Origin of the sequence: Runella limosa DSM 17973, assembly GCF_000482465.1 — a bacterium.
Taxonomy (GTDB): domain Bacteria; phylum Bacteroidota; class Bacteroidia; order Cytophagales; family Spirosomataceae; genus Runella; species Runella limosa.
Window position 1 is genome coordinate 65,298 of sequence record NZ_KI519423.1, and the last position, 21,898, is coordinate 87,195.

Annotated in this window: 6 protein-coding genes; all 6 read right to left on the bottom strand. The window is 47.7% G+C overall.

Annotation, left to right across the window (positions count from 1 at the left end):
• Positions 1–4,181: DUF8696 domain-containing protein (locus K339_RS37735; RefSeq protein ID WP_310586643.1), on the bottom strand; the 4,181-nt coding region annotated here is incomplete at its 3' end.
• Between the two features lie 4 nt (positions 4,182–4,185).
• Positions 4,186–4,749, bottom strand: coding sequence for a nuclear transport factor 2-like protein (locus K339_RS0120250; protein WP_157607671.1), 564 nt, complete (start codon positions 4,747–4,749; stop codon positions 4,186–4,188).
• Positions 4,750–4,910: 161 nt separating this feature from the next.
• Complete coding sequence (locus K339_RS0120260) at positions 4,911–6,809, bottom strand: helix-turn-helix domain-containing protein (RefSeq protein WP_028525233.1); 1,899 nt, start codon at positions 6,807–6,809, stop codon at positions 4,911–4,913.
• A gap of 108 nt (positions 6,810–6,917) precedes the next feature.
• Complete coding sequence (locus K339_RS0120265; protein WP_028525234.1) at positions 6,918–11,954, bottom strand: DUF8696 domain-containing protein; 5,037 nt, start codon at positions 11,952–11,954, stop codon at positions 6,918–6,920.
• A gap of 291 nt (positions 11,955–12,245) precedes the next feature.
• Positions 12,246–17,570: a DUF8696 domain-containing protein gene (locus K339_RS38025; RefSeq protein WP_028525235.1), complete on the bottom strand. Its 5,325-nt coding sequence runs from the start codon at positions 17,568–17,570 to the stop codon at positions 12,246–12,248.
• A gap of 151 nt (positions 17,571–17,721) precedes the next feature.
• The gene (locus K339_RS0120275; RefSeq protein WP_028525236.1) at positions 17,722–21,756 is read right to left on the bottom strand and encodes a hybrid sensor histidine kinase/response regulator transcription factor; all 4,035 of its coding nucleotides are present in this window, start codon (positions 21,754–21,756) and stop codon (positions 17,722–17,724) included.
• Positions 21,757–21,898: the final 142 nt, after the last annotated feature.

The following is a 21,898-nucleotide window of genomic DNA, read 5'->3' on the forward strand; positions in this document are numbered from 1 at the left end:
GTGGTCAGAGTCGCAGTTGAAGCAATATCCACTGGTGTGCTAAAATTGGCATCACTTGACTTTTGCCATTTCACCACATTCCCCGTTTGACCTGATAAACTCACATCCAATGGCGACGTCCCCGAACATATCGTTTGGGCTGAACTTACCACGCCACCTACACTTACAGGATTTACCGTAATCAGCACCGAACTTGAAACCGCCTCACTACATACGCCACTTTGCACTACCGCTCTGAAATAGGTATTCGCCGTTAAGTTCCCAATGAGCGCACTTGGCAAGGTGGTCAGAGTCGCAGTTGAAGCAATATCAACCGCATTACTGAAATTAGCATCAGAAGACTTTTGCCACTTCACCACATTCCCCGTTTGACCTGACAAACTCAAATCTGCGGGAGACGTTCCCGAGCATATCGTTTGCGCTGAACTCACTGTACCGCCCACACTTACAGGGTTGACCGTCACCGACCCTGTAAGTGTGTTGGATTCACAGTTGGTAGTCGCATTTTTCACCTTTAGTTCAAAAGGAATCGAACTTCCAGAAGCTGGACTGCTCAACGCTACCGTAATGGGGTTAGACAAATCTCCATCACTAACCGCCGTAATCCCAGTTTCTGAAATCGAATACTTATTTGGCGAACCTGTTGCATTACTGTAAGGAATCGTAAAACTCGAAGCCCCCGCACAGATGGCTGGAATCGTACTCAATGTAATAGCTGGTTTGGCTGGGTCTTGTAAACTAGCTGTAGCAGCATTGCTAACACACGCACCGTACGTAGCGACAATATCAGTATAATTACCTGCTCCCAAAGACGTTAGCGTAATTACTCCACTGCCGTCAGAGGTAAAGTTAGCCGCCGAAATAGCTGTATCATTCTTTTTATAAGCAACCGAATAGGTGGTATTGTTCAAAAAACCGCCCAACGTAATATTACCGTTTGAGCCACCACAGGTAGTGGGGTTGGAGGTCCCCACCGTAGGCGTAATCGCAGTGGGTAAAGAGCTTTGGTATTCGTACGCCCCCATATCAATTCTTCCATCAGCATAAAAACGAGGATTTCCTGCAAAATCAACAAGCCCTACCATGGCTGAGGTAGTAGCGGCGTCTCCCGCATTGATGGCAGGTGAGCAGGCTTGTAGGCGAAAATCTCCATTGGCGGCATCCACAAAAAGTGGATTCGCGGTTAGGTTACCAAGTCCCCCATAGGTTTGCGGAGATATACAGTACGAAATGGAAACCCTACTGGAAGGAGAACTACTGACATCAGCAATTTGGAAATTATTCCAAAAAGCACAATTTGTCACAATGATTGAAGAAGTATTGATGGAGGTAACAGTTGTAATTGGGGATGTATTGTCAGAAAACGAACAATTAATAATCGTACTGGTGGCAAAGAGATTACCAATTGCGCCACCATCTGCTCCTGCCGAATTTCCAAAGAAAACACAATTAGCAATGAGAGGCGAAGCTGATGAGTTATTGATGCCACCTCCAACATAAATTGCCGAATTGTTCAGAAATTTACAATTCAAAATATGAGGGGAGGAGCCAATATTGTTCATTCCACCACCACTATTGTTGTTATTAACCCCATTTGCATTTCCACCTGAGATGGTGAAGCCATTCAATATCGCTGAGTTATCCAATCCATTATTGTTGTTTAGAATAACATTAAACGAATTGTCCCCATTATCATCTATTGTACCTATATCCCCACTCAAAATTGTCTTATTGGCTACCCAATTCCGAGCAGAAAGCTGCGTCTCCCCCCCCGCAAAACCGCCATAAATAGCCACGCCATTGACCATCTCAAAAGAAATGGCACGGTCGGTGCCCGAAGTAGGTTTGTAGGTACCCTTCGCGACCCAAATTTGACTCACGCAAGAAGGATAACTACGAGCTAAACTCAGCGCCGATTGTAAATCCGTAAACGCATTCGTCCAGGAACTACCATTATTAGTGCCCAACGACGAGGCATTGACGTAAATAATTCCTCCTGTGATATTAACACAAGCGGAACAAATATCATAGGTAGATTGGTATTCATACGCTCCTATATCAGTATTACTAACCCCCGTCGCATTGAAGGGGCGGGCATTTCCCTCAAAATCAGTCGTTGGAGCATTGGTATTCGTCCCTTTATCTATCGCGGGTGAACATTGCTGCAAGCGAAAATCTCCCCCAGCCGCATTTACAAAACGAGGGTCAAGCCTACTATTACCCGTACCAGTAACTCCGCCCTGCACGTTGGAATACGTCACCGTACCCCCCGAAATACCTCCGCCATTTGCCCAAATAATACTGTTGCTGACGGTAGTAGCTGATTTCTCGTTATAGATAGTTATTGGGCCTGTATTCCCATAAAAAGTACAGTTCACGACTTTCACCTGATCCGTTCCGCCACCGTTCGAAAGACCTGCTCCAGTAGTTGTTCCTGTATTGTTAACAAACAGGCTATTTATGATGGTAGCTTGTGAATTATCATTAAACATCCCACCTCCTGACACTGCGTAGTTATTTCTAAATACGCAATGGCGAACCGTGGGCGAAGCATGCGTATTCCACATACCTCCACCCAGATTAAAAGGAAAACCACCATCTGCATAGCCTTTTTCCACAATAAACCCGTCTAATATTGCCGTATTGTTCAATGGAGAACCTGACGTAAAAGTATTGTTGATAACTCGGTAGCTGTTGTCCGTATCAACGCCCGTGTTGCCAATATTTCCACTCAAAACTGTGGCATTACTACGCCAATTTCGGGCGGTAAGTTGACTTTCTGTGCCGTTAAAGCCTCCATAAATGGCCACGCCGTTTTTCATCACAAAGGCTTTGGTACGGGCGTCGGCGGGGGTTTTGTTTCCCGAAGGATCAGCCGTAGGATAATACGTGCCTGCCGCGACCCAAATCTCAGCCCCTGAGCACGCCGTTTCCAACGCATCTTGTAGGCTCGTAAAAGCATCCGCCCATGAACTACCGTTGTTGGCACCCGTCGCATTGGTATTCACGTAAAAAGTACAGTTGCATGGACGTGTAAGCGTGTAAGTCTTGTCCACGTACAAAGTCGGATTGTATTTAAGGCGAGTCCGTACGGTGTAAGTACCCACCGTTGTACCCATACCAGAAGTAACATTAAATGGATCGGCGGTAACGTCCGCAAATGTGGGTGTCCCCGTAAAACTATTGCCCGCTACGATGGCGTATTCCAAGCCACCCGAGGTATTATTATTGAAATCGCCCGTGAAGTCAATGCTGATACTACCTGACTGATTACAGGTGGGCTGAATAGGCGTAACCGTGGCCGAGTAGGTAGCTGTTCCGAGACATTCAATGATGACTTGACCGCCCGCGTTGTTCGCGCCTGCGGTGTTGTTTTGGTTAGAACCGAGATTGTAGGAGCCACCTCCACCTCCACCTCCGCCACCGTTGGAAAGCCCCATACCAGCATTGCCACCACTATAACCACCGCCTCCGCCACCACCAAGGCTACAATTACCCCCACCCCCACCGCTGAACCCACCCCCACCATTTCCACCACTAAAGCTACCACAATTACGCAAGTTGCCTCCTTGAGCTCCAAATCCAGCACCTCCTCCTGTGGGAGGAGTACCCAAGCCACTAGAACCACCATTTCCGCCGCTCCCCAGCATTCCACCACCTCCTCCTCCATCAGAAGTTCCACCACCGCTTGCCCCACCACTTCCAGCACCTGCTTGCACAACACCACCATTACCACTAAAAATATAACCAGCGCCACCGCCGCCACCAGCAAGAATGAGCAAATTTCCGTTTTGAATTTGCGCACCAGATCCACCACCGCCGCCAGCCGACCCTAAACCTCCTGTTCCATTTCCCCCTAGGCTACCTGCCATTGCTTGTATTGTTTGTCCAGAGTTCACAATAAATTCTCCTATCATGGTCGCACCACTACCTCCCACCGTCATATTATCAGTATTTCCTCCCTTCGCACCTTTTGCAGTGATACGTATTTTATAAGGGCCGCCAGCAGGCACTGTCCAAGAGCCACCATTACCCGTTTGGCTGGGGGCAGTGGTCGAAATATTAAGCACTTCGCCCGTACAGGTTTGTGCGGCGGTAGTTTGTCCAAGCAATAAAAAAAGCCCCCACCAAAATAGAAGCACAAGGCGGTACAAAGCATAACGTAGTTTTGTGGTGTTCATCGGATTAAAAGGTAGTTGTTTGAATAGTAGTCAAAGTAGGTATCATTGGACGGTGGTCGTAGTAACTATACCAGCGATCGATGCGTTTTTGTGCATTAAAATGAAGGCAACAGTTCAGATTCAGCGTGCGGGTGTGGCCATCGACGTAATGGAGTTTTCCCCTAAACATCGAAATCACATACACCCCCGACAATCCCGAAAATGGCAAAGCTTGACGTGTTTGAACTGGAATGTGGTTGAAGTGGCTGAGTTGCCAAGAATCAAGGCGCGTGCGTTGCGGCCAGCTTTTCCAAAAGGCCAACACCGCCGACTTACCCACGAGCGGTTGGGCGCTGTCGGGCAAAAAATACTGCACGTCGTCGGCCAACAAATCAGCGCAGCCCTCCCAGTCAAAATCCGACTGATAGGTCAGCGCTTTTTCGGCCAAAACAATATAGTTATCAGTCGCAATGGTATATCGACCCGAAACTTCACTGGGACTTTGCTCGGTCGAAGAGCAAGCCAACGACCAGAGCCAAAGTCCAATACAAAGTAGGGTAATGTGAGCAATAGAAAAGACCTTTTTCATCAACAATTGGTTGAAAAATGATATCCCAAAAGTAGATACAAACATAGCTCACCCTGTTTGACTATATGACCAAAAACTTAGAAAATACGGTCAAAAACTTAGAAAAACGCACAATTGCGTATCTTTTTGAAGAAAAAAACAGGATATATGCTAAAAATGGCTCAGTTGGATAGCTGGACGTTTCGCAAGCCAAACCGTTGCAGCAAAGCGTCAAAACGTTTATCTCCGCGTAAGAAACGAAAGAACGGCGACACCTTGACATCGGTGGGAATCTTCCCCAGTGTGGCCATTTTTTCGAGATAATAAAGGCAGTTTTTTTTATCGTTCAACCCAGCATATACCATTGCAAAGTAGCTATAATTATCGGACACTTCGGGCAGAGAAGATAGGTACGCTTTGGCCGTGGCCGTTTGTCCCAAACAAGCTTGGGTATAGACAAGAGCTGCTTCAATCCCTTTGACGCTGGGGTTAAGTTGTCTGGCTTTGGTCAGCTCCCGCAAAGCAATGGAATAATTTTTAGTTTCGAGGTTATGATAGCCCGTTGACCAGTAATACAAAAAAGAATCACTGAACAAAAGTTTGCCGTTTTCAATGGCCGCTTTGGTCATTTCTCTTTTATTAGCATAAGAACAATTGCGAATGTGTCCGCCCAAAATCACGGGCGAAAGCGGATCTAAAGCCACGGCTTTGGTGCTGTACTTGACCGCCTCTTCCAGCAGCCCCAACGAACGTAGCATCAAGCTGTACCAATAATTCACTTGCGCGTCGTTTGGATTACAACGCAAAGCAATCAGAAAAGTGGAATTAGCCTGTTCCCAACGGTATTCGTCACGGTAAACGGCCGCCAATAGTCCATACGCCTGGGCATTATCGGCATCCAATCGAATCGATTTCAGCGCTTCTCGCTCCGTCATTCTGAAACTTGAATCTAAGTCTATGTGGCTCAAATTTCCCAAACTAAAATAAGCCTGGGCTTTACAAGAGTAAACGTCCGAAAAATTGGAATCTAGCGCAATCGCCTTGTCAAATTTCGTTAAACTTGCCAGCAGTTTTTCCTTCGTCCGAGTTGCCAACAATTGTTTCCCTTGCAAATATTCATTGTAAGCTTCAAGGTTAGCGGTTGGCATCTGGTTTGACTTGGCAGCCAACGACTGTAGTGGTTTTAATTGGAATCGTTGGGTAATGTCTTGGGCTATTTTATTGACTAAACCAATGAACTCGTTGGCCTTTCCTTCGTACTGTTTTGTCCACACCACTCGGTCTTCTGAGGCTTTTACCAGTTCCATTGTTATACGCACACTCGCTCCATTGAGGGTTGTCGTACCTCCCAAAATATACGATACGTGCAGCTCTGAGGCAATTTGGGGAATCGTTTTTTTCGATTCTTTAAAGAGTTCTAACGAGTTTTGGGAAATAACTTTCAGGTGACTGAGGGTGGTCAAAGAAGCGTGTATTTGTTCGGTTACCCCCTCTGCCAACAGCGCCGCCTCAGAATCGCCGTTGCTTTTGAAAGGCAAAACCGCGATGGAGTTGTCTCCTTCTTTGGATATATGCCTCACCCAAAGCCCGACACCTGCCAGCACCACAAGCAACACTACCAGGGCAACGTACTTGTATTTTTGCTTGGTCGCAGTTGGGGTCGTCTCATTTACTGGCGGCGACGGCGGTACAATGTTTTGAACCACCACCTCCTGCTCCTCATGCGGAGTCTCTAAAAGGGGCTCTTTTTCTCTATTTTTACGATATTCAGTGGGAGAAACACCAAATTCTTCCGTAAAATACTTCGTAAAAGTTTGTGGACTATCCACGCCAATTTCATAAGCGATTTCGGCTATTTTACGGTCGGTGGTTTCAATTAACTCTTTTCCCTTCAGCAAACGACGACGGCGAATATAACGAGAAGTCGAGAGGTCGGTTTCCTCTTTCACGAGTCGAAACAATTGAGAACGGCTCATGCCTAATTCAAGGCAAATATCATCAATGGAATAGCTACCATTTAGTATATTTTTATCTATGAGTTGGTTGAGTCGTTCAATGTTTTTCTTGTCCGTTGGGTACATTTTCCAATCTTATCAAATCAGGCCGCAAATTAGGGCAAATAACTGAAAAATCCTGCCATCATACGTTGATAACAGGATTTTCTAACTACAGCATTAAGCTTGGGCGTGTTAATTTACCTTTACCACTTTCAAAGTCGCTTGCCTGTCCGATGTACTTACTTTCAAAAAATACATACCCATCGGTAGCTCTTGCACCCCAAACTCCTCTTGGTGACTATTGGTTTCGGGCACAAATTGGCGATTCAAAACCTCGCGCCCCGACGCATCGGTTAACGTAGTTTGTACAGCTTGTCCTTTGCTGTCTTGCACTTGAAGGCGGAGGAGGTTGGTGACGGGGTTGGGGAGGACGAGAAGCCCCCTAGCCCCCATTGGGGGAACTAATGCCGAATTATTTGCTCCTTGCACACTGCCCTCCGCTGTCCTCGCTGCTCCTATGCCTACCCCGTCTTTCGACTGGATGCGGAACCAGTATTCTTGGTAAGCCAACACGTTGCCTTGCGGCTTCCGCGTTGAAGGATAAATGCTGCCCCAACCTTTTTGATCCCAATACCTTACCCCCAACTTGTACAAACCTTTAGGCAATCCAGCATCGTAGGCGTTACCGCCCGCACCGTTGTCTTGGTAAAAACCGTAGGCGGGATGGTTCTGCGCGTACAATTCTGTCCAGCCTTCTCGGTTGGCGTACATAAAGTAGGGTGCATTGTTCTCGTGCGTGTTGAACGAACGAATTACGCCCATTTCGGGTGTTGCCAACATATCAAATGTTAGTGAACCGTCGGTACTCAAACCGCAGGCTTCCACATTGATTGTCCAGTAACGAGGGGCTATTTTGTTCGCGTTTTCTACAAAATATAAAGTCGGATTTTGCTGCGTGCTTTGTTCCAATTCTGGCCCACCGTCACGCGTGATAAACTGACTTGTCCAAGCTGCGCGGTCGTTTACCTTCACCGACGATTTGCTTTCTCCCACGTTAATCAATGTCACCACGAAAGCATTCCAATAAATATCCTTGCGAATACTTTCTGAGCTTTGACAACCACCGCCAAAAATACACTTCGCCCAGTAGGTCTGCTTAGTTACGTTGTTGAACGAGACTTCAAAACTCGGCGTGGTCACACCCGTATTCCAGAACGTCTGACTTCCTGCGGGACAATTCGCCGAAATTGTTACACTCGTTCCTGTACATACTATCTCTTGCGAAGCCGTAATCACGGGCGCGACTTGAGTTGGTGTCAAAGTAAACGTCACGACATTACTTTTTTCACTTACACAACCATTTTCAGTCTGGCAACGAGCGTAATAAGACGTCGTCTGACTTGGAACCGTAGATGGTAAATTGGGCAAGGCCACGTTCGTGGTTGCATTGTACCAAACCGTTCGCAAACTACCGCATGAGGATTGGCCACTGAAACTGGCCGTCGCATCACAACTACTTGTTGATGACAACGAAACCGTCGGAGCACTTGGAATGGTCACTAATTTCAAACGCATCACGCCCGATTCAGATTCCACACATGACGGCGTTCCATCTGATTTACGACAACGTACGCGGTAATTGTGATACTGATTATCTACCAAACCAATCGGTACACCCGATGAATATTCACCGCCATCCACTGAATAAAGTGTCACTTCACCAGCGGCGCAATTGGCATTAAACACCATTGGGCTATTGGTCAAGCTACACACTTCTTTGCTCTCGCCCACCAATACTGTCACGCCATCGACTAACAACGACACGTTTTGTGGGACAGTAGCGCGGTTATTAATCGTCAACTCAATCACACCTGAGTAAGTCGAAGTACAACTCGCATCACAAGCCGCTTGGTAGCGGTGGGGTTGGTTATTGGAGGGTTGGGAAACGGGGGCAGTCGCCGACCAAGCGCTCCAAGCGCCGCTACCTACTTGCACCCGCCAAACAGGCGAACCAGAAACACACAAACCCGAAACATTAAACTGTAAACTGTTCACAGGATTCGCATCTGTATCGCAGAAAGTTTGGTTGTTACCTTCAACTAGCGTTTGTTGGAGGGTTGACAACGTAATCGTGGGTTTACGGTGAATTTGAATCAACGCCGAAGAAGAATAAGCTTCACTACACACCCCACTTTGCACCACTGCCCTGAAATAGATATTCGCCGTCAAATTACCTATCGTCGTACTTGGCAACGTAGTCAGAGTCGCAGTTGAAGCAATATCAACTGGAGTGCTAAAATTGGCATCACTAGACTTTTGCCACTTCACCACACTCCCAGTTTGACCCGACAAACTCAAATCTGCTGGACTCGTTCCCAAACATATCGTTTGGGCTAAACTCACCGTCCCACCCACACTTACGGGATTAACTGTAATCTTTACTGAACTTGAAATTGCCTCACTACATACACCACTTTGCACCACTGCTCTGAAATAAGTATCTGCCGTCAATGCGCCTATAACCGCACTTGGTAACGTAGTCAGAGTCGCAGTCGAAGCTATGTCAACTGGAGTGCTGAAATTAGCATCACTCGACTTTTGCCATTTCACTACACTTCCCGTTTGACCCGACAAACTCAAATCTGCTGGAGACGTGCTCGAACATATCGTTTGGGCCGAACTCACCACACCACCTACGCTTACTACATTTACCGTAATCAACGCCGAACTTGAAAATACTTCGCTACATACACCACTTTGCACCACTGCCCTGAAATAGGTATTCGCCGTCAAATTACCTATCGTCGTACTTGGCAACGTAGTTAGAGTCGCAGTTGAAGCTATGTCAACTGGAGTGCTGAAATTAGCATCACTCGACTTTTGCCATTTCACCACACTTCCCGTTTGACCTGATAAATTCAAATCTGCTGGAGACGTGCTCGAACATATCGTTTGGGCCGAACTCACCACGCCACCTACGCTTACGGGATTAACTGTAATCTTTACTGAACTTGAAATTGCCTCACTACATACACCACTTTGCACCACTGCTCTGAAATAAGTATCTGCCGTTAATGCACCTATAACCGCACTTGGCAACGTAGTCAGAGTCGCAGTTGAAGCAATATCCACTGGTGTGCTAAAATTGGCATCACTCGACTTTTGCCATTTGACCACATCGCCCGTTTGGCCCGATAAACTCAAATCTGCTGGAGACGTACCCGAACATATCGTTTGGACTGAACTCGCTGTGCCACCCACACTTACAGGGTTGACCGTAATCAGCACTGAAGAGGAATTAACCTCACTACATACCCCACTTTGCACCACTGCCCTGAAATAAGTATCCGCCGTTAAGTTCCCAATTAGCGCACTTGGCAATGTGGTTAGAGTTGCAGTCGAAGCAATATCAATTGGAGTGCTGAAATTAGCATCAGAAGCCTTTTGCCATTTCACCACATCGCCCGTTTGGCCTGATAAATTCAAATCTGCTGGACTCGTACCCGAACATATCGTTTGGACTGAACCAACCGTGCCGCCTACACCAGGGGAAATCACTGTAAGTGAGACAGAAGACGAAGTACCTGTCTCACAGCTGTTAGCGTTTGCGATTTTGGTAAGGTTGAGTGTACCTGTGCTGGGAGTTGGGATGGTCAGCGTAGCCATACCCGTACTCACGGGCGCACTGGCCGTTTGAGAAGTGCCGCCGCTTATATTGTAGGTGACAGTCACATTGCCGCTAAAAGGCATACGGTTTTCGTACCACGCGATTTTGTCGTCTCCTGTAGAAGCCGACAATACGTCCAGATCACCATCGCTGTCTAGGTCTGCTGTATGTACGAAAGCGGCTCCATTGGCTGAAGTACTGATGGCGGTTTGGGTAGTGAAGACCCCACTGCCGTCGTTTTTGTACCAGGCGATTTTGTGGTCAAGGACAGAAGCCGACAATACATCCAGATCGCCGTCGCCGTCCAGGTCTGCCGCACGCACCGAAAGAGGGGCATCCGCTGAGGTGCTGATGGGTGTTTGTTCAATAAAGGCTCCGCTGCCGTCGTTTTTATACCAAACGATTTTGTCGTCATACACAGAACCCGACAATACGTCCATATCCCCATCGCTGTCCAGGTCTGCTGCATGCACCGCGCGGGCACCATTCGCCGAGGTACTGATGACCAACTGGAGATCGAAGTTTCCGCTACCGTCGTTTTTGTACCACGCGACTTTGTCGTCATCGGAGGAAGCGGACAACACGTCCATGTCGCCGTCGCCGTCCAGGTCTGCCGCATAAATTGAGTAAGGAAGGTTCACAGAGGTGCTAATCAGATGCTGGGGCCCGAAGTTTCCGGTGCCGTCGTTTTTGTACCAGCTGATTCGGTTATTCAAAGTACAAGATAAAACATCCATGTCTCCGTCTCCATCCATATCTGCGGTATGCACCATGGCTACGCTGGCTCCCGGGCTGCTGATGGTCGGTTGTTCCGTGAAGTTCCCGGTACCATCGTTTTTGTACCACTTAATTTTAGCGTTCGAGTAAGAACCCGTCACTACGTCTATGTCGCCATCGCCATCCAGATCCGCTGCATGTACTGGGGCGGCTGCATCCACCGTGGTGCTGATGTTCGGTTGTGCCGTGAAGGTACCGCTGCCGTTGTTTTGGTACCAGGCGATTTTGTTGTCCAAGTTAGAAGAGGACAACACATCCAAGTCGCCGTCACCGTCTAGGTCAGCTGCATACACAGAGTTGGCTCCGTTTGCCGAAGTAGTAATGGCAGACTGGGTTTCAAAACCCTGAGCTTCTACGAAGCCGTTCAGGGTCAAACTGGCGTCCGAACCCGCGCAGACGGGGGCAATGGGAGCAAGAGAGAGATTTTTTAAATCGGGGCGGATAAATACGGTCACCTGCGCAGAGGCATCGGTAAAACCGCTACTGCGTCCCCCCATGTCAGCACCTGTTACATGCAGCAGTGTGTAGGTTTTGGTGGCTGTGGTATTGCTAAGAGCGTTGAAAGCAACACCACTACTCACCCCAGTTTGCGTACGAATAGCGTTACCATCGGTATAGCGGACTGTAAATGGGCCGTTACCTGCCGTGGCAGTGAAGGTAAGCCGTGCCTGACCTCCTGGACAAATCGTATTTCCGCTGAAAGTACCTTGCGGAGTGACTTGCGCCCCAACCCACACAGGCAGGGTACAACATATCAGCAATGTAGCAAGTAGTTTTGACTTCATGTGTAGAAAGGGTGTAGGTGTAGTATGACTAAAACTATTAAGGAGACACAATTTGCTAATTCCTAAAAATACAAAAACGTGAATTTATTCATAACACACAGGGATAAAAAGCGCCTAATTGTGAAACAAAGTGCTTGCTGAAGCTATTCTACTTTCAATTGTTTGCAATACGGTTGTTATGGTTTTCACTAAAAGACATACCGTTTTTTATATTTACTTTTTAGACGACAACGGGTCGCCTAAATGTATTATACACTCAAGCAACCCGTCATAAACGCGGCAACATTTGCCTTACTGCCCTACCTTCACCACTTTAAGTGTCGTTTGTTTTTCGGGTGTTGTTACTCGCAAAAAGTACATCCCCATCGGCAATTCACTCACCCCAAACTCCTCTTGGTGCGTGTTGGTCTCAGCTACAAACATCCGACGCAACACTTGGCGACCAGAAGCATCAGTTAATACAGTTTGCACCGATTGACCCTTCCTGTCTTGCACCTGTAAGCGCAAAACAGTTGAAACTGGATTTGGCATCACTTGCGCAAAAACGTTTGGATTTAGATCCCTCGCATCGACGGATGACAAAGTTGTTGCCACTTGCTCCTCCGCTGTTCTCGCTGCGCCTACGCCCACCCCATCTTTCGACTGGATTCTGAACCAGTATTCTTGGTAAGCCAATATGCTGCCTTGCGGCTTACGTGTCGAGGGGTAAATACTGCCCCAGCCTTTCATGTCCCAATATCTTATCCCCAATTTGTACAAACCTTTCGGTAACCCCGTATCATATACGTTACCGCCTGCACCATTGTCTTGGTAAAAACCATAGGCGGGATGGTTCTGCGCGTACAATTCTGTCCAGCCTTCGCGGTTGGCGTACATAAAGTAGGGCGCGTTATTTTCGTGTGTATTAAAGGAGCGTATCACGCCCATTTCGGGTGTTGCCAACATGTCAAAGGTTAGTGAACCATCGGTACTCAAGCCGCAGGCTTCCACATTGATTGTCCAGTAACGAGGGGCTATTTTGTTAGCGTTTTCTACATAATATAAAGTTGGGTTTTGCTGCGTGCTTTGTTCTAATTCTGGCCCACCGTCACGCGTGATAAACTGATTTGTCCACGCTGCACGGTCGTTTACCTTCACCGACGATTTGCTTTCTCCCACGTTAATCAATGTCACCACGAAAGCATTCCAGTAAATATCCTTGTGAACGCTTTCTGAACTTTGACAACCACCTACAAAAATACACTTCGCCCAGTAGGTCTGCTTTGTCACGTTGTTGAACGAAACTTCAAAACTCGGTGTCGTCACGCCCGTGTTCCAAAACGTTTGGCTACCTGCGGGGCAGTTCGCCGAAATTGTTACACTCGTTCCTGTACATACTATCTCTTGCGAAGCCGTAATCACGGGCGCCACTTGCGTTGGTGCCAAAGTAAACGTCACGACATTGCTCTTTTCACTTACACAACCATTTTCAGTTTGGCAACGGGCATAATACGAGGTCGTCTGGCTTGGAACAACCGATGGTAAATTGGGCAAGGCTACGTTCGTAGCTGCATTGTACCAAACCGTTCGCAGAGTACCGCAAGATGATTGCCCACTAAAACTTGCTGTCGCATCACAACTGCTCGTTGATGACAACGAAACCGTCGGAGCACTTGGAATGGTCACCAACTTTAATCGCATTACCCCCGATTCAGATTCCACACAGGAAGCTGTTCCATCTGATTTGCGGCAACGAACACGGTAATTGTGATATTGATTATCCACCAAACCCGTTGGCACGCCTGATGAATATTCACCTCCATCGACCGAGTAAAGTGTCACTTCGCCAGCGGCGCAATTGGCATTAAATGTGAGCGGAATTGTAACCAAACTACACACTTCCTTTGTCTCACCCACGGATACTGTCACGCCATCGACTAACAACGACACGTTTTGTGGGACAGTAGCGCGGTTATTAATCGTCAACTCAATCACGCCCGAATACGTCGATGTACAACTCGCATCACAAGCCGCTTGGTAGCGGTGGGGTTGGTTATTGGAGGGTTGAGAAACTGGGGCAGTGGCCGACCAAGTACTCCATGCGCCGCTACCCACTTGCACCCGCCATACGGGAGAACCTGAAACACACAAACCCGAAACATTAAACTGCAAACTGTTAACAGGATTCGCATCTGTATCACACAAAACAGGATTATTGCCTTCGGTGAGCGTTTGTTGGAGCGTTGACAGCGTAATCGTGGGTTTACCTATTACCGTTACCGTGAACGAGCATTCCGTTGTTTGACCATTGGCGGCCGTTACCTTAAACGTGTTTGTTGTCACACCCACGGGGTAAACTACTCCAGTTCCTAAACCCGACGTCTGGGTAGTTACTGCACCCGAACAATTATCGGTGCCTACTGGCGCAACATACGTTACAAGGGTGTTGGCACATACTACAATATTGGCAGGACAAGTAATCATAGGGGGTTCGGCGTCAACCACCGTCACCGTGAAAGAACAACTCGTCTTTTGGCCATTCGCCGTCACTTCAAAGGTATTTGTCGTTGTCCCAACGGGGAAAGCTGCACCTGAGGCTAAACCCGCAATTTGCTTCGTCGTCGCTCCTGAACAATTATCACTTCCAACGGGAGCCGTGTAGGTTACCACCGCCGAACATTGACCTGCGTCGTTGTTCACACTGATATTAGCAGGACAAGTAATCGTCGGGGGCTCGGCATCCACTACCGTCACCGTAAATGAACAAGTCGTCTTTTGGCCATTCGACGTTACTTCAAAGGTATTCGTGGTTGTGCCAACGGGGAAAGCTGAACCCGAGGCTAAACCTGTCGTTTGTACTGTCGTTGCTGCTGAACAATTGTTGCTGCTGACTGGAGCGTTATAACTTACCACGGCAAAACATTGATTCTTATCGCTGTTCACCGAAATGTTGGCTGGACAAGTGACCGTCGGAGGCGTGTTGTCCACCTTGGTTACCGTAAATATACAGGAATTCGTCAGGTTGTTTATATCGGTTACTGTCAATGTTACACTCAGGTTGCCCGAGCCAGAGATGACGGTGCCTGCTACTGGTGACTGTGTTACACTTTGTACACCACAGTCATCATCCGTCGTCGCCAAACTCCTATAATCTGGCAGGGAGGCTAAACAATTTGCACCTAGGGTCAAAGTTTGGGTAGCTGGGCAGGTAATCGTCGGGGGAGAGAAACCCTGTATAGTAATCGTCACACAATTGCTGATTGCCTCGCACACACCACTACCCACTCCGTTGAAGGTAGCAATCGTTACTCGTCGAAAATAGGTAGTTGAGCTTAAACCAGCAGGCGGATCATAGCTCACGTCCGTAGCCCCCATGATTGTACTAAAACCACTGTTACAATCGGTTGTGCTACTTTCCCAGCGGTAGGTAATTGTTCCAGCATTACTCGATCCAGCACTTGTACTGGTAATAGCCGTAGGATTAGCGTTTGAACACAAGGATTGATTACCAGAAATAGCTCCTCCTTGTGGATTAAGTACTATGACAACTATACAATTGGGCGCAATTGCCTGGCATTGCGTTCCATTCAACGTAGAGATAGTAACACGCCTGAAAAAAGTGGTCTCACCAATACTCCCAGCAGGGGGATCATACGTTTCACCTGTAGCGCCCATGATGGGACTATATCCACTGATGCAATCTGTAGTGCTGCTCTCCCAACGGTAAGTTATAGTACCCTGCCCAGAACCAGCCTCAGTAGAAGTAAAGGCTGTAGCATTACCATCGGTACAAATGAGCTGCGATCCACTTACCGTACCACCACTGACCGTCCGCATGGAAACCGTCACACAATTGCTAGTGGCTTCACAAACTACACCATCTAAATTGGAAATGGCCACTCGACGGTAATGCGTCATTTGGGTTAGACCAGCAGGAGCATCGTAGGTTGCACCCGTTGCCCCCATAATCGTCAAAAAACCACTGTTACAATCAGTAGTACTCTTCTCCCAGCGGTAGGTAATGACACCACCACCAGTCCCAGCACTTACCGAGTTAAATGCTTGAGGGTCTCCTCCAGAACAAACCGACTGTGCCTCTCCGATGCTCCCTGGATTTACCTCATTAACATTGACTATCACCGACCCAATTGAGCTAGTGACTGCACAGTTATTGGCATCAGCAATTCGGGTAAGGTTGAAATTTTGCGTACCTGTGAAATCAGTACCTTCAGTGAGGGTCGCAAAACCTGACCCAGATACCGTGTTATAATTTTTACCATTCACTACGAAGTAAAAAGGCTCTGTACCCACCCCGTTAAAAACAAGTTGAATACTTCTACCAGAACAAATGGTACTGCTAACTGCATTGCCATTGCTAGTAATGTACCCTCTGGGAGTAAGACTGGGGAGGCTACTGGCATAGTAGTTATCATTATTGATATGTGTATTATTGTCGTCATCTGCAGTATTGCCATTGAAGGTTACGTTGCACATACTGACTACGGGGTCATTCGTCGTGCCAGGAGCGGCATTGCCTCCGTTGTCTGCTTTATTGAACACAAAAAGTGCGCCACCGTAGCCCTTAGCACCATTATTCCCTCGGATAGAACTGTTGTTATTAAAAGTAACTCCAGTCAAATTTAACCGACCACTGGCCACAAAAATCCCCCCCCCTGCACCCATACCGCCATTACCTGCCCCGAAACCACCTCCCCCACTACGCGTTCCTCTGCCGCCGCCGCCGCCAAAGCCACCATTGCCCCCAATAGTACCACCACCGCCGCCACCGCCAAAACCACCATGGCCACACTCGTTACCACCACCACCGCCAGCACCAAATCCACCATTGCCCCCAGTAGTACCACCGCCGCCGCCAGCACCAAATCCGCCGCTTCTTCCGTCAGTTCCGCCACTATCACCTCCATTGCCAAATATCGTGAGTCCGCCATTGTTACCGCCAATATTGTTATTAGCATTGGTCACACTACCGCCGCCACCACTACCATTTCCCAGTACACCCCCTCCTCCAGCATCATATAACGTAATTCCATAGATTTCATAAGAATAGACACCACCATTGCCTCCCATACCACCACCACCAAAGATAGTATATGCAGGCCCATAGGTAATACCGCCAGTGCCACCTACAGCGCGGTTGTTGCTAAGATTGACATTGGTCAGGCTTAAAGAAATGCTTCCAGTGCCACCCTCTTTGCCTTCGTGCATAAAGATAGCTCCACCCGCACCCATACCTCCGCCACTGCCATCACCACCTTTGGCATAGCCATTGGCCAAGGTGAGGTTTTGAATGGTAATCGTGCCATTTTGTATCCAAAAAATACGTGAGGTGCCGCCACCACTGATGGTGAGATTGGCCATACCCAAACCATTGATACTGACGTGATTGGCAATCACCAGAAAAGGGCTAATTACGGCAATGGTAGAACCATTGGGTACGGTAAAATTAATCTGGTGGGGAGCTGCCGCCGTTGCCGTTGCATCTGCATTGGCACTTAGAATGGCTTGGCGAAGAGAACCTGTGCCGCTGTCATTGGTGTTGCTAACCGTAAAAGTAGTCGCGTGGGCAATTCCAAGCAGAGTAGCCCACAAAGCAAAAATTAAGATACTTCTTTTCATAATTAGGATTAGCCAAGAATGGCTTGGTCGAAGAAGAGATTCGTTTTTCGGGCACAAAGGTCTGGCCAAACCCGAAAAAAGATGGTAAATCAGGTTGCAAATGTGGTAACCTAGGTTGCAGAGCGTTCTAAAATATGCTTTTTTGGAACATTTAGGCCGACTGAGCAAATTCGCTGGGAGTCATCTGATACTGTTCCCGAAAGCACTTAGCAAAATACTGGGGGCTATCAAAGCCTACACAATAGGCCGTTTCGGAGCTGTTATAACCTTGTTGCAAAAATTGAGTGGCGCGTTTGAGCCGGTACATACGCAGAATATCCCCCGTAGCCAGCCCCGTTAGTGCTTTCACTTTACGGTGCAACGAGCTGCGACTCAAACTGAGCTGATCGGCCAATTGCTCCACGCTCAATGACGAGTCATCCAATTTTTCTTCGACGATGCCGTATAGTTTTTCCAAAAATGGGTCAAGCAGCACTGGCTCCGTAGCCAGCGCGTCATTTGGTTGGTTGAATTTGGCAGACACAGGTCGTGCCAATTCTTGCCGCATCCTTTCGCAAAACCGACGCTGACGTTCTAGCAGATTGTGAACTCGCAACGTCAATTCTTGTACGTGAAAAGGTTTAGTCAGGTAATCGTCAGCCCCCCGCATGAGTCCTTCCAGGCGATTCTCAAAGGTGACTTTAGCCGTTAGCATAATGACAGGAATGTGATTGGACTGTTCCTCCTCCTTGAGTTTTTGACAGAGTGTGTAACCATCCATCACGGGCATCATCACATCACTAATGATTAAATCGGGCAAGTCAGCCAACGCTTTTTCCAACCCTTCGGCGCCATTGACCGCCCGACTGACGCGGTAAAAGGCGGGCAAACTATCGACAATAAAATCAGCAAGTTCAGTATTATCTTCTACCAACAGCAAATGCGGTGGCTCACGGTGACTTTCGTATGGCATCGGCAAGTCTGCCAATGATGATTCAGCATAGAACTCAGATTCAGCCACCTTCGTTACCAGACTGGCTTGGTCGGCGCGTCGGTAAGGCAGCGTCACTCGAAAGGTAGTACCTTGGCCAAGCGTACTTTCCACCTCAATATGTCCCTGCTGCAAATGCACCAATTCTTTCACCAACGCCAGCCCAATACCCGTCCCCATCTGAGTGTTGGAGGGTGAGTTCAATCCGTCTGCCGACTTATCAGTGGCTGCGTCTGTCGACTGCTGAAAAAAACGGTCAAACACCAACGGTAGTTTGTCGGCAGCAATGCCCACACCAGTATCCGAAATCACCAGTTCCACATCGGTAGAAACATGTAGCGACACCGTAATTTGTCCACCCTTGGGCGTAAACTTCAACGCATTTCCCACCAGATTGGCGATAATTCGCCCAAGCTTTTCTTCATCAAACCAGTAAGTCTCACCAACAGTTGATGAAACCAACAAGGTGATGCTTTTTTGGGTAGCTTCTTCCTGAAACAATCCGACGGTCTGTTCCACAAATTGGCCGATATCCCCTTGTGCTTCCTGAACCGCCAGCACGTTGGCATCGAGTTTAGCAAAATCCAGCAATTGATTGATCAAGGATAACAATTGCCGCGCATTGCGACTAATCGACTCTAATCGCTTGGCGTACCGCGTACCTGCCAGTTCTTGAATCAAGCCAGGCATGGGTGAAAGAATCAAGGTCAGCGGAGTACGGAAGTCATGCGTAACATTGGTAAAAAAACGAGACCTCAGTTCGTCGAGCTCACGTAATTGCCGAGCTTCCTGTTGACGGAGCGCTACCGACTGCCGCAATTGCAACTGGTTTATTCGTAAACGAATACCATACCACAAGCTCCCCGCTACTACCAATATGTACAGCACATAGGCCCACCAAGTAGCCCAGAAAGGAGGATTGATGCTCACAGACAATCGACGTACGTAAGGACTCCACGCACCCGACGTATTGGACGCATTCACTAGCAGCGTGTAGTGACCAGGAGCCAGCATGGTATAAATGGCTTGCGGCTGGCGGGTCTCCACCCAATCATCGTCCACGCCTTCCAGTTTGTAGCGATAGTGATTTTTACCTGGTAGGTTGAATTGCAAAGCTGCGAAATGTACGGTCAAAAAATTCTGATCATAGGGGAGAATGAGCTCATGAATGGCGTGAATAGGTGCCCGAAGAAACGACTGAGGACTGGGGACAGCCAGCCGGTTATTGACATACAATTCCGTTAATTCTACTTTGGGCCGAAATGAATCATCGCGTAATTGGGCTGGGCGAAACGCTGTTATACCTTCCACACCACCCATAATGATTTGTCCATCAGGAAGGTGAAGGTAGTGAAAGCGGTTAAATTCATTGGCCAGCAGCCCGTCTTCAATGGTGAAATTTTGGGTATGAAATGTTTTGCGATTCATTCGGCATAGCCCTTTGTTTGTGCCAATCCACAGATTTCCGTACTGGTCAGGAAGGGCCGAATAAATCACATCATTGGGCAGCCCGTCCTGTTCCGTCACTCGCCGACACTTACCTGACTGCTTATCGAATGCACACAATCCTTTGCCAAACGTACCAATCCATAGCAGATTCGGGTCGGCGGGGTCGGCGGTCAAACAATAAAGTGCATTGCTACTGAGCGATGTAGGTTGATTGGGCTGGTGGATATACTTACGCAGCCGCCCCGTTTTTCGGTCAAGCCGATACAAACCCTGATTTCCCGTAGTCAGCCAAAATGCCTGTTTATCGGCAAGTATCTGTAAAAATTCGATGGAAAATTCCTCTTTAAAATGATGCTCCGAACGAATCCACTGATGTTTTTCAGGCTCGTAATACCAAAAATAATATACATTTCCATGCTTATGTAGTAACCAAACACGTCCCTGCTCGTCGGTTGTCAGCGGAGCAATCTTTGGGTCAAAGGGAATGGGAAACTCAATTAGCTGACTTCGATAATTGGCTGGATTGACGTGATAGATGGTAGAAGTACCGCAATTAACCCAAAGCCATCCTTGATGATCAAGTGTATAACGAAAAAAATACTGGTCTGCGTTTTGGATAGAACGCACCTGCTCGGCTGGTAGATGCAACCATTTGGTAAGTATGTCCACCTGAAAACGACCCTGATAACGATCTGTCTGGAAGTTGTTTGCTCTTAAATTGTATTTGCGCACGCCCGAACCGTTAGTCCCCACCCAGAGAACATCCGAGCGATCAATAAACAGACTGGTGCAATAACCAGTTTGTGACGTAAAACGGGTAATTTGCTGAAGTTTTGCCAAGTCGGTAAAGCGATACAAACTGTTCTGCTGATTTAAGTAAACTTCACCCTGGCTATCGGTTACAAAATGGATACCCCATAAATGATGATCATCCCACAAATCTTTATTTTCATCAGGCAATCGTTGCGATTGAAAATTGCCCGTTTGGGGATTAAACTGGCAGACATAATGATGGGTACCAAGCAGCAGTTCACCCGACGGGCGTTGAACCATTCCAAATATAGCCAGTTCGGGCAACGCCAATGGTGTCTGCGAGTTTGGACGATAATGTTGAAAATATCCAGTCTTCTCATCCAACCGTTCCAAGCCTGCATCAGCTGTACCAATCCAAATCGTCCCCTGCTGATCTTGTAGTACCGAACGTACGTGATTCGAGCCTATGGAATGCGGTTGGTCAGCATAGTGCTGAAACCAGCGCGCGCGCCTAGTAGTCATATCATAACACACTAATCCTTTTCCATCAAAGGCCATCCATAACCTATTTTGTCGGTCGGCGTAGTACTGATGGGCTCCTATATGGGGGACCGTCAGACTGGCCAGTTGTTTCGAGATGTGGGCAAAGATTTCGGTAAGAGGATCAAACACAACCAACTCACCCTCTTCTGACACAATCCAGATACGCCCCTGATGATCAATAGATAAAGAGAAAATACTAGAAAACGGCATGGATAACTTTCCAGTAGTATCTTGCTGTTCTCGGAAGACTTTTAAGCGGTTGCCGTCGTATCGACAAAGGCCATCGTGGGTAGCCATCCAGATAAATCCTTGTTTGTCCTGTACAATACCCGAGACAAATCCCTGTGGTAATCCCTGACGATCGGTAATCAATTCAGGTTCTGACAAGTCCAGTACCTGAGCCTTTAGGGGCAGATATAAGAGGGTTAGTAACGAAATCAATAACCATTGCTGGTTTCTATTGAGTAGCATAACAAAAACGAAAGCAGTCTATATCAAAAGTAACATCCTTAACAAAAAGTGCATTGTTGAAACAAAGCATCATTTCGCGCTTTTTTGTGGCACTTTAGGGATACTTTTTGTTCTATCTGAGGCCAAAGTTACTAAACATAGT